The sequence below is a fragment of the Streptomyces lothianensis genome (assembly GCF_047779955.1).
GTDB lineage: Bacteria > Actinomycetota > Actinomycetes > Streptomycetales > Streptomycetaceae > Streptomyces.
Window position 1 is genome coordinate 55,690 of the sequence record NZ_JBLMKT010000059.1, and the last position, 25,491, is coordinate 81,180.

General features: G+C 71.0%; 20 protein-coding genes, 1 other RNA gene and 1 pseudogene. 3 read left to right on the forward strand and 19 right to left on the reverse strand.

Going from position 1 to position 25,491, the window contains the following annotated elements:
* Positions 1-196: 196 nt before the first annotated feature.
* From ACLF6P_RS20790 to ACLF6P_RS20815, 6 genes are all read right to left on the reverse strand, one after another.
* On the reverse strand, positions 197-1,612 hold the full coding sequence (locus ACLF6P_RS20790) for an NAD-dependent malic enzyme (protein ID WP_415952097.1): 1,416 nt from the start codon (positions 1,610-1,612) through the stop codon (positions 197-199).
* Between the two features lie 397 nt (positions 1,613-2,009).
* Entirely contained in the window at positions 2,010-4,535 is a 2,526-nt protein-coding gene (locus ACLF6P_RS20795) for a HelD family protein (protein WP_415952122.1), read from the reverse strand.
* 174 nt (positions 4,536-4,709) lie between these two features.
* Positions 4,710-5,591: an anti-sigma factor family protein gene (locus ACLF6P_RS20800; RefSeq protein WP_415952098.1), complete on the reverse strand. Its 882-nt coding sequence runs from the start codon at positions 5,589-5,591 to the stop codon at positions 4,710-4,712.
* Positions 5,588-6,169, reverse strand: a complete 582-nt coding sequence (locus ACLF6P_RS20805) for a sigma-70 family RNA polymerase sigma factor (protein ID WP_415952099.1) — start codon at positions 6,167-6,169, stop codon at positions 5,588-5,590. The genes ACLF6P_RS20800 and ACLF6P_RS20805 overlap by 4 nt, the downstream gene beginning before the upstream one ends.
* Positions 6,170-6,294: 125 nt before the next feature.
* A complete protein-coding gene (locus tag ACLF6P_RS20810) occupies positions 6,295-6,876 on the reverse strand; it encodes a CGNR zinc finger domain-containing protein (RefSeq protein WP_415952100.1) in 582 nt (193 codons plus the stop codon).
* 103 nt (positions 6,877-6,979) lie between these two features.
* Positions 6,980-7,501, reverse strand: coding sequence for a GNAT family N-acetyltransferase (locus ACLF6P_RS20815; protein WP_415952101.1), 522 nt, complete (start codon positions 7,499-7,501; stop codon positions 6,980-6,982).
* 183 nt (positions 7,502-7,684) lie between these two features.
* On the opposite strand from ACLF6P_RS20815, the gene ACLF6P_RS20820 reads away from it, so the two are divergent.
* Positions 7,685-8,233 carry an anthrone oxygenase family protein gene (locus tag ACLF6P_RS20820; RefSeq protein ID WP_415952102.1) on the forward strand — a complete coding sequence of 183 codons (549 nt, stop codon included), beginning with the start codon at positions 7,685-7,687 and terminating at the stop codon, positions 8,231-8,233.
* Between the two features lie 97 nt (positions 8,234-8,330).
* Here ACLF6P_RS20820 and ACLF6P_RS20825 read toward each other — a convergent pair whose 3' ends face one another.
* The 10 genes from ACLF6P_RS20825 to ftsE all read right to left on the reverse strand — a co-directional run bounded on the left by ACLF6P_RS20825 (position 8,331) and on the right by ftsE (position 19,873).
* The gene (locus tag ACLF6P_RS20825) at positions 8,331-9,497 is read right to left on the reverse strand and encodes a uroporphyrinogen-III synthase (RefSeq protein ID WP_415952104.1); all 1,167 of its coding nucleotides are present in this window, start codon (positions 9,495-9,497) and stop codon (positions 8,331-8,333) included.
* 246 nt (positions 9,498-9,743) lie between these two features.
* Positions 9,744-11,126, reverse strand: a complete 1,383-nt coding sequence (locus ACLF6P_RS20830) for a nitrate/nitrite transporter (protein ID WP_415952105.1) — start codon at positions 11,124-11,126, stop codon at positions 9,744-9,746.
* Positions 11,127-11,292: 166 nt separating this feature from the next.
* On the reverse strand, positions 11,293-12,705 hold the full coding sequence (locus tag ACLF6P_RS20835; RefSeq protein WP_415952106.1) for an acyltransferase family protein: 1,413 nt from the start codon (positions 12,703-12,705) through the stop codon (positions 11,293-11,295).
* Positions 12,702-14,864 (reverse strand): glycosyltransferase, encoded by a 2,163-nt coding sequence (locus ACLF6P_RS20840; protein ID WP_415952107.1) that lies wholly within the window; start codon positions 14,862-14,864, stop codon positions 12,702-12,704. The genes ACLF6P_RS20835 and ACLF6P_RS20840 overlap by 4 nt, the downstream gene beginning before the upstream one ends.
* Entirely contained in the window at positions 14,861-15,601 is a 741-nt protein-coding gene (locus ACLF6P_RS20845; protein ID WP_415952108.1) for a hypothetical protein, read from the reverse strand. The genes ACLF6P_RS20840 and ACLF6P_RS20845 overlap by 4 nt, the downstream gene beginning before the upstream one ends.
* A gap of 349 nt (positions 15,602-15,950) precedes the next feature.
* Positions 15,951-16,338, reverse strand: a transfer-messenger RNA (tmRNA) gene (gene ssrA, locus ACLF6P_RS20850).
* A gap of 122 nt (positions 16,339-16,460) precedes the next feature.
* Complete coding sequence (gene smpB, locus ACLF6P_RS20855) at positions 16,461-16,976, reverse strand: SsrA-binding protein SmpB (protein ID WP_415952109.1); 516 nt, start codon at positions 16,974-16,976, stop codon at positions 16,461-16,463.
* 19 nt (positions 16,977-16,995) lie between these two features.
* A complete protein-coding gene (locus ACLF6P_RS20860; protein WP_415952110.1) occupies positions 16,996-18,165 on the reverse strand; it encodes a S41 family peptidase in 1,170 nt (389 codons plus the stop codon).
* A gap of 67 nt (positions 18,166-18,232) precedes the next feature.
* The gene (gene ftsX, locus ACLF6P_RS20865) at positions 18,233-19,150 is read right to left on the reverse strand and encodes a permease-like cell division protein FtsX (RefSeq protein WP_415952111.1); all 918 of its coding nucleotides are present in this window, start codon (positions 19,148-19,150) and stop codon (positions 18,233-18,235) included.
* Positions 19,151-19,183: 33 nt separating this feature from the next.
* On the reverse strand, positions 19,184-19,873 hold the full coding sequence (gene ftsE / locus ACLF6P_RS20870; protein ID WP_415952112.1) for a cell division ATP-binding protein FtsE: 690 nt from the start codon (positions 19,871-19,873) through the stop codon (positions 19,184-19,186).
* A gap of 332 nt (positions 19,874-20,205) precedes the next feature.
* Here ftsE and ACLF6P_RS20875 point away from each other — a divergent pair, with 332 nt between their 5' ends.
* The gene (locus tag ACLF6P_RS20875) at positions 20,206-20,397 is read left to right on the forward strand and encodes a hypothetical protein (RefSeq protein WP_415952113.1); all 192 of its coding nucleotides are present in this window, start codon (positions 20,206-20,208) and stop codon (positions 20,395-20,397) included.
* A gap of 103 nt (positions 20,398-20,500) precedes the next feature.
* On the opposite strand, the gene ACLF6P_RS20880 is transcribed toward ACLF6P_RS20875, so the two are convergent.
* Positions 20,501-21,271: a hypothetical protein gene (locus ACLF6P_RS20880; RefSeq protein ID WP_415952114.1), complete on the reverse strand. Its 771-nt coding sequence runs from the start codon at positions 21,269-21,271 to the stop codon at positions 20,501-20,503.
* A 395-nt stretch (positions 21,272-21,666) separates the two neighbouring features.
* On the opposite strand from ACLF6P_RS20880, the gene ACLF6P_RS20885 reads away from it, so the two are divergent.
* Positions 21,667-23,835, forward strand: coding sequence for a DEAD/DEAH box helicase (locus tag ACLF6P_RS20885; RefSeq protein ID WP_415952115.1), 2,169 nt, complete (start codon positions 21,667-21,669; stop codon positions 23,833-23,835).
* A gap of 207 nt (positions 23,836-24,042) precedes the next feature.
* Here ACLF6P_RS20885 and prfB read toward each other — a convergent pair whose 3' ends face one another.
* On the reverse strand, positions 24,043-25,152 hold the full coding sequence (gene prfB / locus ACLF6P_RS20890) for a peptide chain release factor 2 (RefSeq protein ID WP_415952116.1): 1,110 nt from the start codon (positions 25,150-25,152) through the stop codon (positions 24,043-24,045).
* 116 nt (positions 25,153-25,268) lie between these two features.
* Positions 25,269-25,491: pseudogene (locus tag ACLF6P_RS20895) on the reverse strand (serine/threonine protein kinase); the annotation flags it as partial.

The window sequence follows — 25,491 nt, forward strand, 5'->3', positions numbered from 1 at the left end:
CACGAAAAGCGCCCATCACCGGCAACGTACCCCGAAATGGTGACGCTCCGTCGGCCTCCGGTGAGGCACCGCAGCCGCGAGGGCGTGGTTTCCGCCCGCAACCCTAGAGCCCCGGGCGGCGCACCGCGTTCCACGACGCGCCGCCGATCAGGGCGTGGTTCCCGTCACAGACGGAGGGGAACCTGCGAAGCTCCGGTCAGGCCGTCGCGCCCGCCGCCTTCGCCGCGTTGCGGACCGCGCCCGCGACCGCGCCCGCGACCTTGTCGTTGAAGACGCTGGGGATGATGTAGTTAGGGTTGAGCTCGTCCTCTGTGACCACGCCCGCGAGCGCCGTCGCCGCCGCGAGCATCATCTCGGTGTTGACGGTGCGCGACTGCGCGTCGAGCAGACCGCGGAACACACCGGGGAAGACAAGCACGTTGTTGATCTGGTTCGGGAAGTCCGAGCGCCCGGTGGCGACAACTCCCGCGGTCCTGCGGGCGATCGCCGGGTCGACCTCGGGGTCGGGGTTCGCGAGCGCGAAGACGATCGCGTCGTCGGCCATGGCGGCCACATCGCCGCCGTCGAGGACGTTCGGCGCGGAGACGCCGATGAACACGTCCGCGTCGACGACCGCTTCCTTGAGCGTGCCGGTGACGCCCTCGGGGTTGGTGTTGTCGGCGATCCAGCGCAGCGGCGAGTCCTCGGCCGCGTCGACGAGGTCGGCGCGGTCCGCGTGCACGACGCCGTGGATGTCGGCGACGACGGCGTGCTTGACGCCGGCGGCGATGAGCAGCTTGAGGATCGCGGTACCGGCCGCGCCCGCGCCCGACATGACGACGCGTACGTCACCGATCGACTTGCCGACCACCCGCAGCGCGTTGGTCAGCGCGGCGAGCACGACGATCGCGGTGCCGTGCTGGTCGTCGTGGAAGACGGGGATGTCGAGGGCCTCGCGCAGGCGCGCCTCGATCTCGAAGCAGCGGGGCGCCGAGATGTCCTCCAGGTTGATGCCCGCGAAGCCGGGTGCGATGGCCTTGACGATCTCGACGATCGCGTCGGTGTCCTGGGTGTCGAGGCAGATCGGCCAGGCGTCGATGTCGGCGAAACGCTTGAACAGGGCCGCCTTGCCCTCCATGACCGGCATGGCCGCCATGGGGCCGATGTTGCCGAGGCCGAGCACGGCGGAGCCGTCGGTCACCACGGCGACGGTGTTGCGCTTGATGGTGAGGCGGCGGGCGTCCTCGGGGTTCTCGGCGATCGCCATGCAAACGCGGGCCACACCCGGCGTGTAGACCATGGAGAGGTCGTCACGGTTGCGGATGGGGTGCTTCGAGGCCATCTCGATCTTGCCGCCGAGGTGCATCAGGAACGTACGGTCGGAGACCTTGCCGAGGACCACACCGTCGATCCCGCGCAGCTCCTCGACGATCTCGTCCGCGTGCGCCGTGGAGGTGGCGGCGATGGTGACGTCGATACGGAGCTTCTCGTGGCCGGATGCGGTGACGTCGAGGCCGGTGACGTGGCCGCCGGAGGACTCCACGGCCGTGGTGAGCTGGGAGACGGCGGTGCCGCTCGCGGGCACTTCAAGACGGACCGTCATCGAGTAGGAGACGCTGGGCGCCGTTGCCATGCCGACTTCTCTCTTTCACCTGTTACATCGCGTGCGTCATCCGATCGTCGCACCTACCTGCCGGTACGAGGTAGCCGTCCCGGGTTTAGAACGTTTTGCTCGTGGAGACAGGTCGATTTCGGAAAACTACTTCCACCATACGAGAAACATGGGTCGCGGCGGAAGCCCGTTCAGGGGGCACGCACCGAGTCTGTGGCTACATACAAAAAGAGGTCCACGCCCCGAGGGGCGTGGACCTCTGCTGAAGCTCAGTGACACCGGCCCGCCATGCTCGCCTCGCGGCAAGTGGTCGCTCGTAGCGACGAAGGTTGGGCCCGGGGGCTTGGATCGAGCCGGTGCCAGAACAACGGTAACAAACGAACCCCGTCCCGCAGGAGATGACGAATCCAGTGCGGATCTAGTCGCGCAGCAGGTCCGGGACTCCGCCCGCGTCCGGCGCGTCCGCCGGTGCCGAAACCACCGTCAGCTGCTGGGTGGCGCGGGTCAGTGCCACGTACAGGACGCGCAGGCCGGCCGGTGACTCGTCGGCGATCTCCGCCGGGGAGACCACCACCGTCGCGTCGTACTCGAGGCCCTTGGCCTCCAGGGAGCCGAGCGCCACGACCCGCTCCCCCAGGCCGTCCAGCCAGCGGGCCGCCTCCTCGCGGCGCCGCATGGCGACCACGACGCCGACGGTCCCGTCGACCTGGTCCAGGAGCCGGGCCGCCTCCGCGCGCACGGCCGCACCGAGCCCCTCCCGTCCGGAGGCGCCGAGCCCGTCCCGTACGGAGGCCCCAAGCCCGTCCCGTACGCCGCTTCGGTCGCTCCCGCCGCCCGCCACCGGCTCGGCCACGACCGCGAAGCGGGGTTCGAGGCCCGTGGACCGTACGGCCTTCGGCGAGGGCATGCCCGGCATCGCGAGGGCGAGCACCTTGGCCGCGAGGTCCGCGATCTCGGATGGGTTGCGGTAGTTGACGGTGAGCTCGAAGCGGCGGCGCGGGCGGGTGCCGAGCGCCTCGTCGCGTGCGGCGGCGGCATCGTCCGGCTCGGACCAGGAGGACTGGGCCGGGTCGCCGACCACGGTCCAGGTGGCGTGCCGTCCGCGGCGGCCGACCATCCGCCACTGCATGGGGGTGAGGTCCTGTGCCTCGTCGACGATGACGTGCGCGTATTCGACGCGCTCCTGGGCGAGGCGTTCGGCCCGCTCGCGCTGGGTCTCCTCGCGCTGCGGCATCAGCTCCTCCAGGCCGGTGAGCTGGTCGAGCGGGTCGAGTTCGCGCTTGCGCCTGGGGCGGGCGGGGGTGCCGAGAATGGCGTTCAGCTCGTCGAGGAGCGCCACGTCGTGCACCGAGTGGCCCTCGCGGCGCAGCGAACGGGCCAGTCTGCGGACCTCGCCGGGGTTGAGGACCCGGCGGCCCCAGCGGGACAGACGCTTCTCGTCCGCCATCGCGTCAAGGACCATGCGCGGGGTCAGCTCCGGCCACCAGGCGCCGAGGAATGCGGTGAAGGAGTCCTCCTCGCTCACGTCCTCGTCGAAGGAGGCGCGGAGTTCGGCGGCGAGCTCCGGATCGTCGTGCCGGGCCGCCCCGCCGGACTTGGCCCACAGCGCGTCGAGCAGCAGCTTGCGGGCGCGTGGGCGGAGCAGGTTCACGGGGGCTGTGCCGCCGAGGACGGTGCGGCGGATGGAGCGCAGTTCGTCCGCGTCCAGCTCCAGGCGGCGGCCGAAGGCCACCACGCGGAGCAGGTCGGTACGGACCTGGGGGCCTGCTTCCCGTACGGAACGCTCATCCCGTACGGAACGCTCATCCCGTACGGAACGCTCATCCCCTACAGCATCCTCATCCCCTACAGCATCCTCATCCCGTACGGAATCCTCCAGGGTCGGCTGGACGGGCTGCGGGGCGGGACGGGACGGGGCGGCCGGGGTGTCGAGCACCCCGCGGGCGGCCTTGCGCAGCACCTTCAGCATCCGTGAGGCGCCCTTGACGCGGGCGACCGCCGGATCGTCGTACAGCGTGGCCTCCACGCCGTCGACCAGGGAGCCGACCGCGCGGATCGCGACCTGGCCCTCCTCGCCGAGCGAGGGCAGCACGCCCTCGGTGTAGGCGACGAGCAGCGGGGTCGGGGAGACGATCAGAATGCCGCCGGAGTAGCGGCGGCGGTCCTGGTAGAGGAGATACGCGGCGCGGTGCAGCGCCACGGCCGTCTTGCCCGTGCCCGGGCCGCCCTCCACATACGTCACGGAGGCGGCGGGGGCGCGGATGACGAGGTCCTGTTCGGCCTGGATGGAGGCCACGATGTCGCGCATCGAGTGGCTGCGGGCCTGGCCGAGCGCGGCCATCAGGGCGCCGTCGCCGAGCGCGGGAAGCTCCTCACCGTCCAGGTACGCGGTGAGCTCGGGGCGCATCAGGTCGTCCTCGACGCCGAGCACCCGGTGGCCCTTGGAGCGGATGACCCGGCGGCGTACCACCCGGCCGGGCGCGACCGGGGTGGAACGGTAGAAGGGCGCAGCGGCGGGGGCGCGCCAGTCGATGACGAGCGGCGAGTAGTCGGCGTCGAGGACACCGATCCGGCCGATGTGCAGGGTCTCGGCGATATCGGCCGTGTTGTCCGGGCGGATCGCGTCCTCGGCGGGCTCGACCGAGGTGTACGCGCCGTCGGGGCCCTTCTTGCCGTCCTTGCCGAGCAGCAGGTCGATCCGGCCGAAGAGGAAGTCCTCGAACTCGTTGTTGAGCCGGTTCAGGTGGATGCCCGCGCGGTAGACCTGGGCATCGCGCTCGGCGAGCGCGCCGGGCGTGCCGACCTGGGAGCGCTTGGCCGCGTCCTCCATCAGGAACTCGGCCTCGTGGATCTTCTCCTCCAGGCGGGCGTAGACACGGTCGAGATGGCGCTGTTCGACCGCGAGTTCGCGCTCCCGTGTGCCGACCGGCTCCTGCGGGCTCAAAGGCTCCTGCGTTCCGGCCGGCTCGTGCGGGCTCAAAGGCTCCTGCGTTCCGGCCGGCTCGTGCGTGCCGGTCGGCGAGGCGGCGTTGACTTCGGCCACCGAGGTCCCCTTCTCACGTGCTGCTGCCCGATATGAGCAGCCGTCCACCGTAATCGAAGGCGGGGCCGATGTGCATCACGTCTTCACATCAACAAGTTTCCTCCCGTCGAATGTACGCACCTCGAAGTGGTCGATCTCGTCCGGCGCGAGGGCCGCTCCGCCGTGCACGTACAGCGGTGCACGGGACCAGTCGTCCGGTGCGCCGTCGATGCCGTAGCCGCGCTCGGGCACGGACCACGAGGTGACCGTCTCCTCCTCGCCGTTCTCGCCGACCGCGATCAGCGAGCACTTGAGCGGGCCCTTGACGTTCTTCAGCTCCAGGACGGCGTGCGTGCCCCAGCCCTTCTTCTCCAGGCCGACGGTGGCGGTGACGTCGGTGTCCGCGTCGGTCGCCGTGAGCTTTCTGTCCATGTGGTGGAAGAAGGCGTCCTCGGCCGGGCTGGTGGAGTGGGCGTGCGGGGTCGCCGCGGAGTCGCCGTCCTGGACGGCGACCACCGTCAGCGGGCCGCCGATGATCAGCGCGGCCGCGGCGGCCACCAGGAGGAAGCCTCGCCGCCGCTTCGCCCCGCGCCGTCGGGTGACCTCGCCGACGAGGTCCTGTACGAGGCGGGGGCCGGGCGGTACCGAGGGCTGCCCGGCGGCCGGCGGACGCGCCGGGGCGGCCGGGGCGGCCGGTGCCGGGTGCGGCGGGCGGTCCGCGAGGGCGGCGAGCATGGGTTCCATGCCGGCGAGTTCGTCGAGGCGGGCGGCGCAGGTGGCGCAGCCGGCCAGGTGGGCCTCGAAGGCGGCGGCCTCCGGGGCGTCGAGGATGCCGAGCGCGTACGCGCCGACGCTCTCGTGGAGGTCGGGGCCGGGCGCCCGGTGCCCGCCGCGGGGGTCCGGTCCCTGGGGGTGGTCCGGTCCGTAGGGACGGTTCGGTCCGTAGGGGTGGTGGTCCGGTCCGTGGAAGTCGTTCATGCCGACACCCCCCGCTCCTCGAGGGCCAGCTTCATGGACCGCAGCGCGTAGAACACCCGCGAGCGTACGGTGCCGCTGGGTATCCCGAGCACCTCGGCCGCCTCGTTGACCGTGCGTCCCTTGAAGTACGTCTCGACGAGGACCTCCCGGTGCGCGGGCGTCAGATCCTCGAGCGCGTCCGAAAGCATCATCAGCCAAAGCGCCTTGTCGATCTCGTCCTCCGCGGGGATGACGTCGAGCGGTGCCGGGTCGACCTCCTGCGGCCGGGCCTGCCGACTGCGGTGGCCGTCGATGACGATACGCCGCGCCACGGTCACCAGCCAGGGGCGCACGGAGGTGGCCCCGGTCAGCTGCCCGGCGTTCTTCCACGCTCGGATCAGCGTCTCCTGCACCACGTCCTCGGCGCGCTGGCGGTCCCCGGCGACCAGGCGCAGCACGTACGCGAGGAGCGGACCCGCGTGCTCACGGTAGAGCGCGCGCATCAGCTCCTCCTCCGGCGTGGTTTGGCGGGAGGGCTTCGGCAACCGGTGCCTGGCCCGCGGAGGTCGGTCGTCGGCCACTGCGGAATCCTTGCGCACGCCTGCCTCCGGTGTCCCCTGCTCGACGGGGGCTTCCCCTTTTGCTTCGGCTCACTTATCGGGGAGATACGGGGCGGCGGCTGGTTGTGTTCAAGCGGTGCGGAAAATTTCTGCGGGAGGGGCGTTCACGTGACGGACATACGCCGCCGGTGCCGGGCCACCCGCTCCCGGTTGCCGCAGACCTCGCTGGAGCACCAGCGGCGCCGACGCCCGCGTGAGGTGTCCAGGTAGACGAGACGGCAGTTGTCGCCTTCGCACTGGCGGACGCAGGAGGCGGCCACCGGATCGGTGAGCAGCTCGACCAGATCGCGGGCGACGGCCGCGATCAGGCCCGCGCAGTCGGGTTCCGTGTGCAGTCGGCGCACGAGCCGGCCGTCCTCGGTGAGCAGGGCGCGCGGGGCGGGCGGTGCGCCGAGGGCGCGGGTGTTGATCCGGGCCAGGGCCGACTCCACAGGTCTGCGGTCGAGGGCGGGCTCGGCCCGGATCAGCCGGTCGATGTCCGCGCGCAGCTCGCGAAAGTGCCGCAGGCAGGCCGGGTCGATCCGGCCGAGCGGGCTGCCGGCGGGCACGAGCCCGGCGCCGACCAGCCAGGCGCACAGCGCGCCCGTGCTGCCGAGGCGTTCTGCGGGATGGGCCGTGGCAAGCAGATCGAGGCAGATCCTGCCGGAGTCGAACCGCAGCTCGTACGCCGCCGTACTCGCCACCATGCGCCTGTCACCGCCTCGTGGGACGACCGGGTCCCTTCCAGAGTGCCCCGCCGGACGCGCGGCCGGAAGACCCCGGCCCCCGTCGGCCGGGAAGCCCCCGCCCTCACGTGAGGGGCGGTGGGTCGTCGTGCAGAACGCGCTGGAAGATGAAGTGGTCACGCCAGGCCCCGTTGATGTGCAGATACGAGGGGGCGAAGCCGATCCTCTCGAAGCCGGCCTTGGCGAGGACGCGCTGGGAGGCGAGGTTGTCGGTGAGCGTGGAGGCCTCGACGCGGTGCAGCCCCAGCTCGTCGCGGGCGTGCGCGAGCATGGTCTCGGCGGCCCGCAGGGCGAGACCGCGCCCGAGGTGGTCGCCGTCCACCCAGTACCCGAGGCTGGCGCTGCGGAAGGGACCGAGCACGATCCCGCTGAGGTCGACGCGCCCGATCACCTTGGCGCCGTGCGTGATGACCCAGCGCAGGTTCCCGTCGTTCATCCGGGCGAGCTGTCCCTCGACGGTGAAGAAGGATTCGGGGCGCGCGGGGTCGGTGGCAGCCAGGTGCGCCCTGTTCCTCAGGTGTGCCTCGACGAGGGCAGGGGCGTCGTCCGGGGTCGCGGCCCGGATCTCGAACGTGTCATCGATCATCGGCGAACGGTACCGGGCGCCCGGCGCGCACGTCGGGTACGTGGCCAGGAGGTCACGTCGGGTACGTGGCCAGGAGGTCACGTCGGGTACGTGGCCATGAGGCAGGGGCCGCGCACGCTCACGCATGCCACTGAGCGGCTCGGCCATGGTCGACTCCCCCTCCCGTGGCGTTGACTTGCCCGCATGCCGACGACGCATCCCACCCCGAAGCTGTCGAGCTCCGCCCGGCCCATGGCCCGCCGCGGCCCGGACGCCGTCCTGCTCATCGCCGCACTTCTGGCGAACGGCCTGATGGCCGGCGTGTGGTTCGCCTACTCCACGTCCGTCATGAGCGCCCTGCGCCGGGCGGACGACCGCACCTTCATCTCGGTGATGCAGGACATCAACGAGACAATCCAGAACCCCGCCTTCTTCCTGGCCCTGTTCGGCGCGCTGGTGCTGCCCGCGGTGCTCGCGTGGCGGGTACGGCAGCGGCGGCGGCTGCTGGGGTGGGTGCTGGCCGGACTACTGCTGTACGTGGCGGTCTTCGCGGTGACGTCGGGCGCGAGCGTACCGCTCAACGACCGGCTCGCCGCCGCCGGCGACCCCGGCCGGATCACCGACCCGTCGGCTGTACGCGCCGGCTTCGAGGACCCGTGGGTGACGTGGAACCTGGTCCGGTGTCTGCTGAACGTGGCGGCGGTGGTGTGCCTGGGCAGGGCGCTGGTGCTGCTCGGCCGCCGCCCCTCCTGACGGATCGGCCGGCGGCACCGCGCGGGCGGGCACGATCCGGGCCGATGGCGCGTGCCCGCTTGCGCAGGTGGGAGCCGAGGGCCCCGGCCGCACCGGCTCAGCCTCGCCCCGCATCCGCGTACTTGTCGCCCGATACGGGGTCCAGTGCGAGCCGGTAGCCGCGTTTCACCACGGTCTGGATCAGTTTCGGGAGGCCGAGTGCCACCCGCAGCCGGGCCATCGCCGTCTCCACCGCGTGTTCGTCGGTGCCCGTGCCCGGCAGGGCGCGGAGCAGGTCCGCGCGGGAGACGACCCAGCCGGGGCGGCGGGCGAGGGCCCGCAGAAGGGCCATGCCGGCGGGCGGGACCGGGCGGATCTCGCCGTCGATCAGGGCCGCGTGGCCGCGGACCTGCAGCTGGTGGCCGGCGATCGGCAGGGTGCGGGCGCGGGCGGGGAGTTCGACACACAGGAGCTGGACGAGGGGTCCGAGGCGGAAGCGCTCCGGCTGGATCGTGGGCAGGCCGCGGTCCTGCAGCGGCAGGGCGGTCACCGGCCCCACGCAGGCGGGCAGCACGTCCTGCCCTAGCGCGGCGAGCAGGTCGGCCTCCTGGCCGCGGGCGGCGGCCCGGTCGAGGAGGGAGACGGCGGCGGGTGCGCTGGTGAACGTCACGGCGTCCACGCCGCGGGTGAGGACCGCGTCGAGGAGACGGTCCACCGGGGTCAGGTCCTGAGGCGGCATCCACCGGTACACGGGTACGCCGACGACTTCGGCACCCCCGTCCCGTAGCGCCTCGATGAAGCCGGGCAGAGGTTCGCCGTGCAGCTGCAGGGCGATACGGCGGCCCGCGACGCCCTCGTCGAGGAGACGGTCGAGCACCTCGGCCATCGACTCGGAGGCCGGCGACCAGGATTCGGTGAGCCCGGCGGCCCGGATCGCGCCCTTCACCTTGGGACCGCGGGCGAGGAGTTCGGCCTCGCGCAGCCGGGCGAGGAGTTCCTGGCCGATGCCCCAGCCGTCGGCGGCCTCGACCCAGCCGCGGAAGCCGATCGCAGTGGTGGCGACCACGACGTCGGGCGCGTCCTTGAGTAGTTCCTTGGTGGCGCTGAGCAGTTCGCTGTCGTCGGCGAGCGGCACGATCCGCAGCGCGGGCGCGTGCAGGACGTTCGCTCCGCGCCGCTCAAGCAGTGCGCCGAGTTCGTCGGCGCGTCTGGCGGCCGTCACGCCGACGGTGAATCCGGCGAGTGGCTGCTGCCCGGCTCCGGTGGACTGCGTGTTCTTTCCCATGGCTCTCGTCCCGCTTCGCTCAGCTCGCTGTGGCATCGACGGGACGGCCCCTGCGCCCGGGATGCCGTGAAAGCCCCTGGCCCGCGGAGGTCGTCGCGCGTCATGCGGTCGACCGATCCTGTCAAGGATGCGTGACGGGTTCGGTTCGCCAGGATTGCCTCGGTGTTACGCCCGCGCCCTCCCCGGCCGCGCTTCCGCGTCCGGGGAAGGCCTCCCCGCCACCCCGGGGAGTCAGGGACCGGGCGATCACACCTCGGCGTAGCTGAGCTGCGGCTTCTCCTCGGCGGGCGCCGTTCCCTGCGGGGCGGGCGCGGGGGCGGTCCGGCGCAGGTATACGAACCAGCAGACCACGAAGCACGCCACGTAGTAGCCGAGGAAGGCCACGAAGGCGGTGGTGCCGGAGCCGGAGCTGAGGAAGGACTGCCGCAGCGCGAGGTTGATGCCGAGGCCGCCGAAGGCGCCGACCGCGCCGATGAGCGCCATGGAGGCACCGGACAGCCGCCTCGCGTAGACGGCTGCCGGCTCGCCGCTCAGGCCGTGCGCCGCCGCCTTGGCCTGGTAGATGCCCGGGATCATCTTGTACGTGGAGCCGTTGCCGACTCCGGTGAGGATGAACAGGGCGATGAAGCCGCCGATGAACAGCGGCAGCGACTCCCGCGTCGAGGCGAGGACGATCACCGCGGCCGCGGCCGCCATCAGCGCGAAGTTCCACAGGGTGACGCGGGCGCCGCCGAGCCGGTCCGCGAGCCGGCCGCCGACCGGCCGGATCAGGGAGCCGAGCATGGGGCCGATGAAGGTGAGGGACGCGGCCTGCAGCGGGGTGCGCCCGAACTGGCTCTGCAGGACGAGCCCGAAGGCGAAGCTGTAGCCGATGAACGAGCCGAACGTCCCGATGTACAGGAACGACATGATCCAGGTGTGCCCGTCCCGCGCGGCCTCCTTCGCGGCGCCCTTGTCGTTGCGTACGGGCCCCAGGTTGTCCATGCGCAGGGCGCTGAGCACCGTGACGAGGACGATCAGCGGGGCGTAGACGGCGAGCAGCAGTCTGGGCTGGGTGGCCCCGGCCACCGCGATGATCAGCAGCCCGAGGAGCTGCACCACCGCCACGCCGATGTTGCCGCCGCCGGCGTTCATGCCGAGCGCCCAGCCTTTGAGCCGCAGCGGGTAGAAGCTGTTGATGTTGGTCATCGAGGAGGCGAAGTTCGCCCCGCCGACGCCGGTGAGCACGGCGACCACCATGAAGGTGGTGTACGAGGTGCCGGGCTCCATGACGAACAGGAGCGCCACGACGGGCACGAGCAGCAGGCCCGCGCTGAAGATCGTCCAGTTCCGGCCGCCGAAGCGGGCGACCGCGAAGCCGTAGGGCACCCGCAGACTCGCGCCGACCAGCGAGGCCACGGCGACCAGGAAGAACTTGCCCGCCGGGTCGATGCCGTACTCCGGCCCCATGAACAGCGCCATGACGGAGAACATGCTCCACACGGAGAACCCGATGTGCTCGGAGAGCACCGAGAACAGCAGGTTCCGCCCGGCGGTCTTTCTCCCCTCGCGCTCCCAGAACTCCTCGTCCTCGGGATCCCACCGCTCGATCCACCGGCCTGTCCTGCGAGTCCCGGCCTGCCCTGTCATCGCGCCTCCACCGCCTCGTCGTGTCCTTGCACGCCGAAGCTATGGAGCGGTGGTTTCCGGCCGGTGCCCGATCAGATGACCGCGGCGCAACCTTGCTCTCACCCGGGGGACGGGCGGTGTGTGAGCGGGCGGTCGGTGAGCGGGTGCGCCGCGGCGGTGCCTCGTGTCAGCGGCGGGCGCGCCCGGAGCGGGCCCTGCGCCGCGAACGGTTCCCGGGCGTCCCGGGCGCCTCGGGCGACCCAGGCGGCCCAGGCGACCCGGGCGACCCGGGCGACCCGGATGCCGCGCTCGCCCGGCTCCGTTCGCGGCGGGACGGTCCGGTGGGCCAGAGCCGCGGCTTGCGCCGGGCGGCGATGTCCTCGACCCAGCCGAAGCAGGCGATCGCCAGGAAGATCAGGGGCCAGGCGAGCGCGAACGCCCAGAACTGGTACGTGTCACCGAAGCTGCTGCTGAGATCGTGGCCGAAGGCGTCGTACAGGAAGGAGAAGCCCCAGACCTCGTTGAGGAGCGCGAGGGACACCGCGATGGCCAGGTTGTGCCAGAGGTAGATCGTCACGGCCCGGTTGTTGGCAAGGGTGACGAGCCTGTCCCAGGCGGCGAGCCTGCCCGGCAGCTTCTCCCAGGAGGGCGAGTACGTGAGCAGGATCGCGACGGCGCCGAGCGACCAGAGGGCGTTGGCGAGGGGGGCCGCCTCGATGCTGGTGCCGAAGCCGACCTCGCGGGTGTACCACCACAGTGCGGCGCCCATCGCGAAGCTGGCGCAGGAGACCAGGATGTAGCGCGGGATCCGCTTGAGCAGGCCGTCGTTGTGCGCGAAGCCGAGCATCCAGCAGGCCGCGTAGACGCAGGTGTCGAAGACCGAGTTGCCGAGCTCGCCCGGGAGGTCGATCCAGCCCTCCATCATCGCCGCGACGACCACCAGAGGCAGGAGCATGACCGGCAGCGGCATCCTCCGGAACAGCGGCAGCAGCAGCGGCGAGAGCACCACGAGCCAGAGGTAGGTCCGCAGGTACCAGAGCGGCTCCACGCCGTTCATCAGCCACCCGGATTCGAGGAAGCCACCGGGGAAGGCGGCCTCCTGCGGGAACGGCGGGGCCCCGACCGGCACGATGAAGTTCAGCATCGAGAGCCAGCCGCTGAAGCCGCCGTCCTCGCCCGGATCCCAGCCGTACAGCAGCCCCAGCGGGACGACGGCGAGGGCGAGCATCCACACCGGGGGCAGGAGCCTGCGCATCCGGCTCTTGACCACGCCGGGCGCGGGCCGCGAGAGCGAGCGGGCCATCAGGGAACCGGCCAGGGCGAACATGACGCCCATGGACGGGAAGACCAGCGGCAGCCACCACCAGCCGAAGGTGTGCAGGAGCACCACGCGGAAGAGCGCGATGGCCCGCAGCAGGTCGAGATAGCGGTCGCGGACGATCTTCTTCGCGGCCTTGGGGGCGGCGGGGGCCGCGCTGTCGGACGCGGGTGCCCCGGTCGGGGTCTGTCGCGGCTCCCGGGAGCGGTCGATGGGCGCGGCGGGAGCCCACCGCTGCTGCTTGCCCTCGGTGACCCAGGCCGGCTGCTGCTGCCCGTTCATCCCACCGGCCTCCGGTCCGCACCGCTCGGCTGCGCGGGCACGCCGGGCGCGGCGCCGACCACACCGGTGCGCCGCAGCTTCTGCCAGCGCAGCCGGCCGCCGGTCAGGGCGGTGATCCAGGACTGCAGCAGCACGACGTACATGAGCTGCCGGTAGAGGATCTGCTGCAGCGGCAGGGAGATCAGATGCTTCATGTTCTCCCGGTCGAGCCGGAAGGCGTACGCGGCGCAGACGGCCTGGATGCCGAGGACGCCGAACCACGCGATGATCGTGTTCCGGGTCGGGCCGAAGACGAGTCCGTAGAGCAGGAAGACGTCGATCAGCGGCGCGAGCAGCGGCGCGAGCACCATGAACGCGGAGACGAGCGGCAGGCCCACGCGGCCGAAGCGGCCGGAGGGGCCGCGCTCGATGAAGGCGCGCTTGTGCTTCCAGATCGCCTGCATCGTGCCGTACGACCAGCGGTAGCGCTGCGACCACAGCTGCTGCACGGTCTCGGGGGCCTCGGTCCACGCACGGGCGTTCTCGGCGTAGACGACGCGCCAGCCGTCGCGGTGCATGGCCATCGTGATGTCGGTGTCCTCGGCGAGCGTGTCGTCGCTCATGCCGCCGACCCGCTGGAGCGCCGAGCGGCGGAAGGCGCCCACGGCTCCGGGGATGGTGGGCATGCAGCGCAGCATGTCGTACATGCGGCGGTCGAGGTTGAAGCCCATCACGTACTCGATGTGCTGCCAGGCGCCGATCAGCGAGTCCTTGTTGCCGACCTTCGCGTTGCCCGCGACGGCGCCGACGCGCGGATCGCCGAAGGGCTGCACGAGTTCACGGACGGTGGAGGGCTCGAAGACGGTGTCGCCGTCCATCATCACGATGAGGTCGTAGCGGGCGTTGGCGACGCCGCGGTTGAGCGCGGCGGGCTTTCCGGCGTTGAGCTGGCGCACCACGCGTACGCCGGGGAGCCTGAGGCTCTCCACGAGTCGGGCCGTGCCGTCGCTCGATCCGTCGTCGATGACGATGACCTCGATGGGGTGATCGCTGTTGACCAGCGAACGCACCGTGTTCTCGATGCACTTCGCCTCGTTGTACGCGGGCACAAGCACCGAGACCGGTTCGTGCACCGGCGGACCCCAGCGGAAACCGCGGCGCCGGGTGCGGCGGGCGTGCGCGAAGGAGAGCAGCAGCATCAGACCGAAGCGGGCGATGACGAGGAAGCCGATCGCCGCGAGGCACACCACGAGCACGTCGGTCACATGCTCGGAGGCCTGCACGGCGTAGACGAAGGCCTTGCCCTTCCACAGCGCGAGCCCGGTGACCTCGGTGTGTGCGCTCTGCACACCGAGCGCACCGGTCAGATGCGTGAACTCATAGCCCTTGGCCTGCAGTTGCGGGATGAACGTGTCGAGCGCCTCGACTGTCTGCGAGCGGTCGCCGCCCGAGTCGTGCATCAGGACGATGGCGCCCTCCTCGCCCTTGGGCGTGGCGCGCTTGATGATCTCGTCGACGCCGGGGCGCTGCCAGTCCTCGCTGTCGGTGTTGTTGACGACGGTGATGTAGCCGCGGGAGCCGATGTACTGGGCGATGGGCCAGTTCTTGTTGTCGAAGGCGTCGGCGAAGGACGAGTACGGCGGGCGGAACAGCGTCGTACGGATACCGGCCGAACCGGCCAGCGCCAGCTGGTTCTGCGAGAGCTCCCAGTCGATACGGCGCTTCGACTGGTACGAGAGGTCGGGGTGGTTGAAGGTGTGCAGGCCCACCTCGTGGCCCTCGTCGACCATGCGCTGCACGAGGCCGGGATGGCGCGAGGCCATGGTGCCGGTCACGAAGAACACCGCTTGCGCATCGTGCTTCTTCAGCACGTCGAGCACCTTCGGCGTCCACGTCGGGTCGGGGCCGTCGTCGAAGGTGAGGACGAGCTTGCGGTCCGGTACACCGCGGGTGGTGATGTCGTCGCCGCGCGCGTCGATCACCGGGCCGCCGCTGAGGACCTGGTGCGGCACCTGGTCGGTGGGCGCGGGGGGACGCACCCGGTGGTCGGCGAGGATCTCGCTGTGCACGTAGCCGCGCAGCATCAGCATGGCGAGCAGTGCGACGAGGAAGAGCAGCGGCAGCAGGTAACGCAGGGGGACACGGCGACGGCGCGCCGCGCCGGTGGAACGGGGACTCATGTTGCGGCGCCTGCCAGGGTGAGGGTCTCGTTTTCGGATCCGGTCGTGTCGGCGGAGATGGGCTTGTCGCCGCTGCCTCCGTTGCCGCCCGCGCCGCCGCCACCCGCGCCGCCGGTCACGGGCTGATCGGTCTCGGTCGGAGTGGTGCCGGGGTCCTCGGTCTCGGTGGGCGGATCGGGGTCCGGCTGCGGCGTCGTCGGTTCGGTGCCCGGGTCCGTGGCGGTCGGATCGGGGGCCGGGGCGGTGCCGCCGCCCTGCGTGGGCCGCTGGGTGGGCTCGGCCGCGTCCGGGGGCGGGACGGCGGGGGTGCCGGTGGGGCCGGCGGTGGGGAGGGGGTCCTGCGTACGGGGGGTCTCTTCGGGGGCGAGGGGGGTGCCCGAGCCTGACGTGGGAGAGACGGGGGCGGTGGGGCTGGGCGAGGGCTCCACCTTGCCGGAGGAATTCGCGTCGTCGCCTATGCCCGGCATCCAGGGCGCGTCGGAGCTGCCCGAGGCGACGGTGAGGACGAGCACGACGGCGTAGACCACGCAGGCCGCGCCCAGGATCCAGCCGATCCGGCGCACGGTCCTGCCGCGGGTGCCGGATTCGTCGACGAAGACGGGCTTGTCGGCTTCCCGGGCGCTTTCGGCCTCCGGGTTCACCTCGGCCCTCAGTCGGCCCAGACCGTCGATCTGTACCGTGACCTCGTTCGGATCATGCGTATGCCCCGAAAGGGCGTCTTCCCGCCAATTCTCCACAGCTGTATGCCCATTCCCAGAAGGGACGGCGGGCGCACGCGAGACCGGGCACTCGCCGCCGGACCGGGCCCCCACCCGGCCCGAGCGCCCCCCTGTTCACACTGCGCCCGGACGATGAATGTAGCGCAGAAGAGTGATTCTCGTTGTCCCGGGTTGGTCACGCCTCTCTGGAGGGCTCCGGAAATTCGGGTCATTGCAGGGCAAATCACCCTCGATTTGCATGAAGATACGAAGAGGCGCGAAGAGACACGAAGTGCCGTCAAGGGGTGCCAGGAGACGCGAAGGGCACACGGGGGCGCAGAAAACCCCCGGTCCGACGATCTTCGTCAGGCCGGGGGCTCACATGGGGTGGTGGAGATGGCGGGAATCGAACCCGCGTCCAACGGTGCGGAATCAGGGCTTCTCCGTGTGCAGTTCGCTGTGCTTTTCTCGGCCCCGGCAATCACGCGAACAAGTCGCCGACGGGCCCAGTCACTGTTTGATTTCCCATTTCACCCCGTGACCGGGAGAAATGGTTTAGTTCCCTTGATTATGCCAGGATCCGGGTCGGGAACATCCCCGGGCTGACACCCTTTTAGGGTCCTTCAGTCGCTACTATCAGGCAGCGAGGGCGAAGGACTGGGAATCGCTCTTGGTGTTGGCGATTATTGGTTGCGACATATGGTTAACGAGATCATTGCCGCTTCCTCGACACGCTTCCCCTGCTTCGACATCCGCTGTCGAAACCGATCATCCCCATGTTGATTTATCAATCCGCGCACCTGCTGTGCGGTGCAGGCACCATCCTACGGGAACAGCGCCTCGCGAGGCCAACTTATTTCCGGTCCCGTCCCGGACGGGCCGTCGCCGGTCCGCACCTTCACGCCCGCTGCCGCCTGCGCGCCGCCGACATCGCCCGGTCCGCCTCGCGACGGTCCTGCTTCTCCCGCAGCGTCTGCCGCTTGTCGTACTCCTTCTTGCCCTTGGCGAGCGCGATCTCGATCTTGGCGCGGCCGCCCTTGAAGTAGAGGACGAGCGGGATGATGGTGTGCCCCGACTCCTGCGACTTCGAGGCGAGCTTGTCGATCTCGGCACGGTGCATCAGGAGCTTGCGCTTGCGGCGCGCGGCGTGGTTGGTCCAGGTGCCCTGGGCGTACTCGGGCACGTGCACGTTGTGCAGCCACACCTCGTGGTCGTCGATCTGCACGAAGCCGTCCACGAGGGAGGCCCGCCCCTGCCGCAGCGACTTCACCTCGGTGCCGGTCAGCACGAGACCGCACTCGTAGGTGTCGAGGATGAGGTAGTCGTGCCGTGCCTTCTTGTTCTGGGCGATGAGCTTGCGCTCGGGACCCTTGTCCTTCGAGGCGGACTTCCGGGTTTGCTTCATCTTGGCCATAGTGCTGGCCATTTTGGCACTACGAGGGGGGTCCGAGGCCACTCAATACCGTACGGGCCCTGGCCTCGGCGTCCTCGCCGGCCTTGACGTCCGGTGTGATGCCCCGGCCGTCCACGGCACGGCCCGCGGGGGTGCGGTAGTGGCCCACGGTCAGCTCGGCCACCGAGCCGTCGGGCAGCGGGGTCGGCATCTGGACCGAGCCCTTGCCGAAGGTGCGCGAGCCCACGACGACCGCGCGGCCGCGGTCCTGGAGGGCGCCGGCGAGCAGTTCGGCCGCGCTCATCGTGCCGCCGTCGACGAGCACGACCAAGGGTCTGGAGGTCTGGCCGCCGCGGACCGCGTGCAGCGCGCGCTCCTCGCCCCCCACGTCGTACGTGGCGACGAGGCCGCCGTCGAGGAAGGCGGAGGCGGTGTCCACGGCCTCGCTGACCAGGCCGCCGGAGTTACCGCGCAGGTCGAGCAGGATGCCGCGCCGGGCGGGCGCCGACTCGACGGCCTCGCGGACCTCGGCGCCGGAGCCCTTGGTGAAGGAGGACAACCCGACCACGCGGGTGCCGTCCTCGTAGTCCCGTATGGAGACGGTCTGCTTCTCCAGGGTGGCGCGCCGCAGCCGGCTGGTCCAGGTGCGCCCGTCGCGCTGCAGGCCGAGGGCGACCTCGCTGCCGGGGCCCGCGTCGTCGGCGCCGCGGAGCAGTCGTACGACATCGGCGGGCGAGCTGCCGTCCACGCGCTGTCCGTCGATGCTCAGCAGCCGGTCGCCTTCGGCGACACCCGCCAGATCGGCCGGGCCGCCTGGCTGTACGGCGGCCACCTCGATCCGCCCCGACTTCTCGCGGCGGGGGCGCAGGCCCACCCCGGTGTACTCGCCGTCGAGGCTCTGCTCGAACTCCTCGTACTCCCGCTCGTCGTAGACCTTCCCCCAGCGGTCGCCGCTGCGGCTCACCACTTCGCGGGCGGCGTCGGCGGGCGACTTGCCGTCGGCCAGCGCCTCGGCGGCGGCCGCCGAGACGTCCTGGGCAACGGGTGCGGCGCCCTCGGCGACGGCGGCGTCCGCGGGCTGCCTCTGCTGCTGCGCGGGGATGGAACCGGTGGCGGCTCCGGCGGCAAGCACACCGGCGAACAGCAACGTCAGCCCCGCCCCGCGGCGGATGCTGCGAGGCCTGCTGAAGAGGCTCTGGGGGCCCGACATGTCGGTGAGTCTAGGACAACGCGGGGCGCCGCACGGCCGGTTGCTCGTGCGGCACCCGGGACGTGTGTCACACCTTCAGGTACTTGCGCAACGCGAAAAAAGCCGCCAAGGCCGGCATGAGCAGACCGATGCCGATCACATACGGGAGTACGGCGAAGACCTCGCTGCGGTCGATGAAGTTCACCAGGGGCATCTTGTCGGCGAGGTCGAGACCGTGATCGACCATGAACAAGTGCCCGCCCAGCAGGAGCACCGCCGCCAGGACCGCGCCGAGGGCGCCCGCGAAGGCGGCCTCCATGATGAACGGCAGCTGGATGTAGAAACTGGAGGCGCCGACGAGCCTCATGATGCCCGTCTCGCGCCGACGGCTGAACGCCGAGACGCGGACGGTGTTCACGATCAGCATCAGGGCGACGATCAGCATGAGTCCCATCAGCGCGAGGGCCGCCAGGTTCATGCCGTTGAGCAGCTCGAAGAGCTTGTCGACGGTGTCCCGCTGGTCCTGGACGGACTGCACCCCCGGGCGGTCCGCGAAGGCACTGGAGATGACCTTGAACTTCTCCGGGTCGTCCAGTTTGACGCGGTAGGACTCCTGCATCTGGTCGGGCGTCAGGCTCTGGGCGAGCGGGGAGTCGCCGTACTGCTCCTGGTAGTGCTTGTAGGCCTCGTCGGCATCCTCGTAGATGACCTTCTCGACCGGCTCCAGCTTCTTCAGATCCGCCTCGATCGCGGTCTTCTGCGCCTTCGTGACGGCGCCCTCGGTGCAGTTGGGATCCGACTCCGCGTCACCCTTGTTGCACAGGTAGATGGCGACGTTGACCTTGTCGTACCAGTAACCCTTCATCACGCTGACCTGCTCGCGTCCGAGCAGGGCACCGCCGAACAGCGCGAGCGAGAGGGCGACGGAGACGATCACCGCGATGGTCATCGTGAGATTGCGGCGGAGACCGACGCCGATCTCCGACAGGACGAATTGGGCGCGCATGGCGTCCTTTCAGTGCTCGGGTGGCTCGGTGCCTCAGTGCTGGTAGCCGTAGACGCCGCGCGACTGGTCGCGCACCAGGCGTCCGCCTTCCAGCTCGATGACGCGCTTGCGCATCTGGTCGACGATGTTCTGGTCGTGGGTCGCCATCACCACGGTGGTGCCGGTCCGGTTGATGCGGTCGAGCAGCTTCATGATGCCGACGGACGTCTGCGGGTCCAGGTTTCCGGTGGGCTCGTCCGCGATGAGCAGCATCGGACGGTTCACGAAGGCGCGGGCGATCGCCACGCGCTGCTGCTCACCACCGGACAGCTCGCCCGGCATCCGGTCCTCCTTGCCGCCGAGGCCGACCAGGTCCAGCACCTCGGGGACCGTCTTGCGGATGGTGCCGCGGGGCTTTCCGATGACCTCAAGGGCGAAGGCCACATTCTGGCCGACGGTCTTGTTCGGCAGCAGCCGGAAGTCCTGGAACACGGTGCCCAGCTGGCGCCGCACCTGCGGCACCTTCCAGTTCGACACGCGGCCGAGATCCTTGCCGAGCACGTGCACCTGGCCCTGGCTCGCGCGCTCCTCGCGCAGGATCAGCCGCAGGAAGGTCGACTTTCCGGAACCGGATGACCCCACGAGGAAGACGAACTCGCCGCGCTCGATCTCCAGGGAGACGTCCATGAGTGCGGGGCGGTTCTGCCTGGGGTAGGTCTTGGAGACGTTGTCGAAACGGATCACGGATGCACCAACGAGTCGCCGGGGGTAGGTGTGCGTGACCATACGCGAAGCGGGGTACGCGGCGCAGGGAGCGGCCGGGGTTACGGGTGCGGATGGGGACGGGATGTGCGCATTGACGCCGAAATATCCCTGAATCCGACGGGCGGCTCGTGGTGGCCGGTGACGGGGTGCGGCTGGCGGCGGGTGGCGGCCGGCGAAGGGGCGCGGCTGGCGGCGGGGCGCGCCGAATCGTGGCGGAGCTGGCACAGTGGTAGAGGGAACCGTCGTGTTCCCGGGAGCGTTGTGCGTGGAGAAGCCCGGTGGCGGGCCCCGCGCGGGAGGAGGACGGGCGCATGACCTACGACCGACTGGTGTGCGCGAGCTGCGCCGCGCCCGTGAGCGAGGGCCGCTGCCCGGTGTGCCGGGCCAACCGCGAGCGCCTGGAGCAGCAGGGGGCCCTCGGCGGGCTGAACCCGGTGACGCTGATAGCGCTGCTCGTGATGGTGGTGGCGGCGATGGCACTGGTGGCTCACCAGGCGGCGTGAGCCCCCTCCGTACGGATGTGAGAAGGGCCCGGAGCCGAGGTGGCTCCGGGCCCTTCCGTCGCCCGGCCGCGTGGCGGCGGCGCGAGCGTTACGCGCTGTGCACTCAGGCGGCGGCGTTGCGACCGGCGGCCAGACGCGGAAGCATCCGGAAGCCGATGCCGCCCGCGATCATGGTCGCGGCGCCGACCAGCAGGAACGTGGTCTCACCGGCACCGGTCTCGGCGAGCTCGTCCCCGCCGCCCTGCGGGGCGGGGTCCGGACCGGTGTCCTGCAGGCCTTCCTTGCCACCCTGCTCGACGGGCTGGTTGCCCTCGTTGTTGGGGTTGGGGCCGCCGTTGCCGTTGCCGTTGCCGTTGCCGTTGCTCACGCCACCATCGGTGTCGCCGCCGTTGGTGCTACTGCCAGAGGTCGGTCCACCGTTCTCCGAGCCCTGGTTCTCGGAACCCTGGTTCTCGGAACCCTGGTTCTCGGAACCCTGGTTCTCGGAACCCTCGTTCTCCGAGCCCTGGTTCTCCGAGCCCTCGTTCTCCGAGCCCTCGTTCTCCGAGCCCTGGTTCTCCGAGCCCTCGTTCTCGGAACCCTCGTTCTCCGAGCCCTCGTTCTCGGAACCCTCGTTCTCCGAGCCCTCGTTCTCCGAGCCCTGGTTCTCGGAACCCTCGTTCTCGTTTCCCTCCTCAGGGCAGTCAGGAGTACCCGGGAGACAGGTTTCGTCGCCTTCCTCGTTACCAGCCGTGACACTCACGTTCACCGGACCTGCGTTGACCTCAATCAGGCCGGCGGCCGAAGCCGCCCCCGCCGCCGTAAGCGACGCACCGGCCGCGATCACGGCGCCGGCGGCTATCCGCGCGACGCGGATCCGCGTCTTCTTCGTCATCTGCCTGCTACCCCCAGTAGCTGTTCTCGTCATTGGAGCAGCCGTATCCGGGGCCACGGCCCGGCGGGGTTTGCTGTTCTCGTACGGGACCACCTCAGTGAGGGCGCGTCCCGCGTGCCCCGTTCACACCCGCCCCAGACATACGCATGCTTCGCAGCAGCCTGTCCAGAGTTGAGAGTTACGTCAAGGCCGCTTCGCGCGAGATGTCCCGTTCGACGGCACTTGCCCGGCCCGTGCACCACCACTGTGACGGATCCCCCACGCCCTCCACGATTTTCACACCAGCCGGTGTGAAGAACCCGGCTCCGAAGGCCGGTTGTCAGTTCCTCCTGTCACGATGGATGCAGTCGAAAAGAACGCGGACGGGGGGCGGTGTGGGAGGGGACGACGGCCGATTGGCGATCGGCGCACGCAGCAGGGACCTGCTGCGCGCGGCCCGCGAACTGCTCGGCGCCGCAAGGACGGTGCTGCGCGAGCACGAGGCCGCGGAGCAGGAGGTGCAGCGCGCCTACGGGGTGCTCGCGGACGTCTGCGTACAGGCGGAGCTCGAAGGGCTGCCGCTGGCCGCCCTGCGCGAGGTGACGCGCGGCCACCTGCGCGAGGCCTCGCTGCAGGCGCTGGAGGCGGCCGGGTACACCTCGGTGGGCCAGGTCCGCGCCGCCCAGCCGTACACGCTGCGGCAGGTCCCGGGCATCGGCGCGCAGACGGCGGGTCAACTGCAGGGCGCGGCCCGGCATCTGGCGCATGCCGCCGCGGACGGCGTGGCGGTGCGGATCGACGTGGACGCGCAGGACGACACACGGCACACCGACCTCGTACGGGCGCTGAACCGCTGCGTCCTCGCGGGCCCGCAGATCCCCGAGGCGGTGGCGCTGGCCCGTAAGACGGTGGAGGCGCTGGAGGGCGATCTGCACACCGCCGCTCCGACGGCCTCCCGGATGCAGTGGCTGTTCACGGGCCGGGCGCGCAAGGACGAGGCCCGCGCCGCGGCGGCACGGCTGCGGCAGGCCCGCGCGGACGCGGAGGCGGAGAACGTACGGGTGGCGCTCGACCAGGCCGTCACCGATCTGCTGCGCGGCCCGGAGCCCGCGGAGCAGGCCTGGCTCGGCTTCCAGGTGCGGGCGGCCGAGTACTACACGGTGCTCGGCAGGATCGCCGACCTGCCCCAGGACCGCGAGTCGGCGGAGGGGTACATCCCGACACCGATCGCGGAGGAGGTGCGGGCACAGCCGCTGGACGAGTCGCTGCTGCAGGTCCAGCTGCGCTCCTACCAGGCCTTCGGTGCGCGTTTCGCGCTGGCCAGGCGGCGGGTCCTGATCGGTGACGAGATGGGGCTCGGCAAGACGATCCAGGCGCTGGCCGCGCTCGCCCATCTGCGGGCCACCGGCGAGGGCCGGCACTTCCTCGTGGTGTGCCCGGTGGGCGTGCTGCTCAACTGGATACGGGAGATCGAGAACCGCAGCGCGCTCACCGCCCACCGGGCGCACGGGCCGGGGCGGCTCGCCGCGGTCGGGGCCTGGCAGGCCGAGGGCGGGGTGCTCGTCACGACGTACGACGTGCTGCGCTCGCTGCACGTGCCCCGGGTGCCGCTGGCGATGGTGGTCGCGGACGAGGCCCAGTACGTGAAGAACCGGAACACCCAGCGGGCCACCGTGCTGCGCCGACTCATAGCGCGCAGCACGACCGGGCGGGTGCTGTTCCTGACGGGCACTCCGATGGAGCACCATGTCGCGGAATTCCGCTCGCTCTTCGACCAGTTGCAGTCCCTCGACAGCGATGCGGCGCTGCGGTACGGGGCGGGCGTGCAGGACCCGGAGATCTTCCGGGCGACGGTCGCGCCCTGCTATCTGCGGCGCAATCAGCCGGATGTGCTCGGCGAGCTGCCCGGGGTCATCCATGCCGACGAGTGGGAGGAGTTCTCGGCCGCCGACCGGGCCGCGTACCGGCGGGCCGTCGCCGAGGGGAACTTCGCGGCGATGCGCCGGGCCTCGTATGCCGATCCGGCGCACTCGGCGAAGCTGCACCGCCTGCGCGAACTGGTCGCGGAGGCGGCGGCGAACGGTCTGAAGGTGGTCGTCTTCTCCGGTTTCCTCGATGTGCTCGACGTCGTCGCCGAAGCCCTGGACGGCACGGCGTTCGGCCCGCTCACGGGTGCGGTCGCGGCGGACGATCGGCAGGCACTGGTCGACGAGTTCACCGCGACCCGGGGCCATGCGGTGCTGCTCGCGCAGATACGCGCCGGGGGCACCGGGCTGAATCTGCAGGCGGCCTCGGTGGTGGTGCTGTGCGAGCCGCAGCTCAGCCCCGCCCTGGAGGCGCAGGCCGTGGCGCGGGCGCACCGGATGGGGCAGGTGCGGCGGGTGCAGGTGCACCGGCTCCTCGCCGCGGACAGCGTGGACGCGCGGCTGATCGAGGCGCACCGGGCCAAGCAGGAGGAGTTCGACGCGTACGCGCGGCGCAGCGAGGTGGCCGAGACGGTGCCGGATGCGGTGGACATCGCGGACCCGGAGCTCGCCCGCCGCATCGTGGAGGACGAGCAGCTGCGCCTCGCCCTCAATGCCTGAGGGCGCTCGCGGCCGATGAACAGCGGACAGGGACGCCCGGCGGAGCCGGGGCGCTCAGGGGCGCGGGGAACTGCGCGAGAAGCGGCCACCGGCCCGCGGCCGGGAACGAAACCCCGGCGGCCGAGCCGGTAGCCGCGCCGACGGGCCGCAGGCCGCGGGGGCCGCAGGGCCTGGACAGGCCCGGGTGAGTCCTGAGGCAGACCAGCCTCAGGACTGTGTTTCCTGCTGCTTGCGCCAGCGGATCCCCGCCTCGACGAAGCCGTCGATCTCGCCGTCGAGCACGGCCTGCGGGTTGCCGACCTCGAAGTCGGTCCGCAGGTCCTTGACCATCTGGTAGGGGTGCAGGACGTAGGAGCGCATCTGGTTGCCCCAGGACGAGCCGGAGTCCTTGAGCGCGTCCATCTTGGCGCGGTCCTCCTGGCGCTGGCGCTCCAGGAGCCGGGCCTGGAGGACGCGCAGGGCGGACGCCTTGTTCTGGATCTGCGACTTCTCGTTCTGGCAGGAGACCACGACGCCGGTCGGGATGTGCGTGATGCGGACCGCGGAGTCCGTGGTGTTGACGGACTGGCCGCCGGGACCGGAGGAGCGGTACACGTCGATGCGGAGGTCGTTCTCCGGGATCTCGATGTGGTCGGTCTGCTCGACGACCGGCAGCACCTCGACACCGGCGAAGGACGTCTGGCGGCGGCCCTGGTTGTCGAAGGGCGAGATCCGCACCATGCGGTGGGTGCCCTGCTCGACGGAGAGCGTGCCGTAGGCGTACGGGGCGTGCACGACGAAGGTGGTCGACTTGATGCCGGCCTCCTCCGCGTACGAGGTCTCGTAGATCTCGGTGCCGTAGCCGTGCCGCTCGGCCCAGCGCAGGTACATGCGCTGCAGCTGCTCGGCGAAGTCGGCGGCGTCGACGCCACCGGCTTCGGCGCGGATGTTCACGAGCGCCTCGCGGGCGTCGTACTCACCGGAGAGGAGGGTACGGACCTCCAGCTCGTCGAGTGCCTTCTTAATGGCGGCAAGCTCGGACTCGGCCTCCGCCCGGGTGTCCGCGTCGTCCTCCTCCGCGGCCATCTCGAAGAGCACGCCCAGATCGTCGATCCGGCCGCGCAAGGCCTCCGCCCTGCGGAGGTCCGCCTGCAGGTGCGAGAGCTTGCTGGTGATCTTCTGAGCGGCCTCCGGGTCGTCCCACAGGGACGGTGCCGCGGCCTGCTCCTCGAGCACGGCGATGTCCGCCCTCAGCTTGTCGAGGTCCAGGACGGCCTCGATCGACTCCATGGTCGCGTTGAGGGACTTGAGCTCTTCGGAAATATCCACGACTGCCACCCCACCAGACTACCGGGGCCCGCGGGAGAGCTCGTCCCCCGCATCCGGGGCTCCGTATCCGGCCCCCGCTTCCGGCCTCCGGCCGGATCGCCTCGAACGCCGGCGAGGACGGCTCCCTACGGGGTGGCCGAGACCGTCGGATTCCCGTCCGGCGGGGGGCCGTCGTCACCGGAGACCGCCAGCCAGCCCCCCACACCCAGCGCCGCCGCCAGGCCGACCGCCGAGGCGGCGAGGACGAGCCGCCGGCGGCGGGCCGCGGCCGCACGGTGGCGGGCCGAGCCGGGCCGCGGCGCTGGGTGTGGGGGGCTGGCTGGCGGTCTCCGGTGACGACGGCCCCCC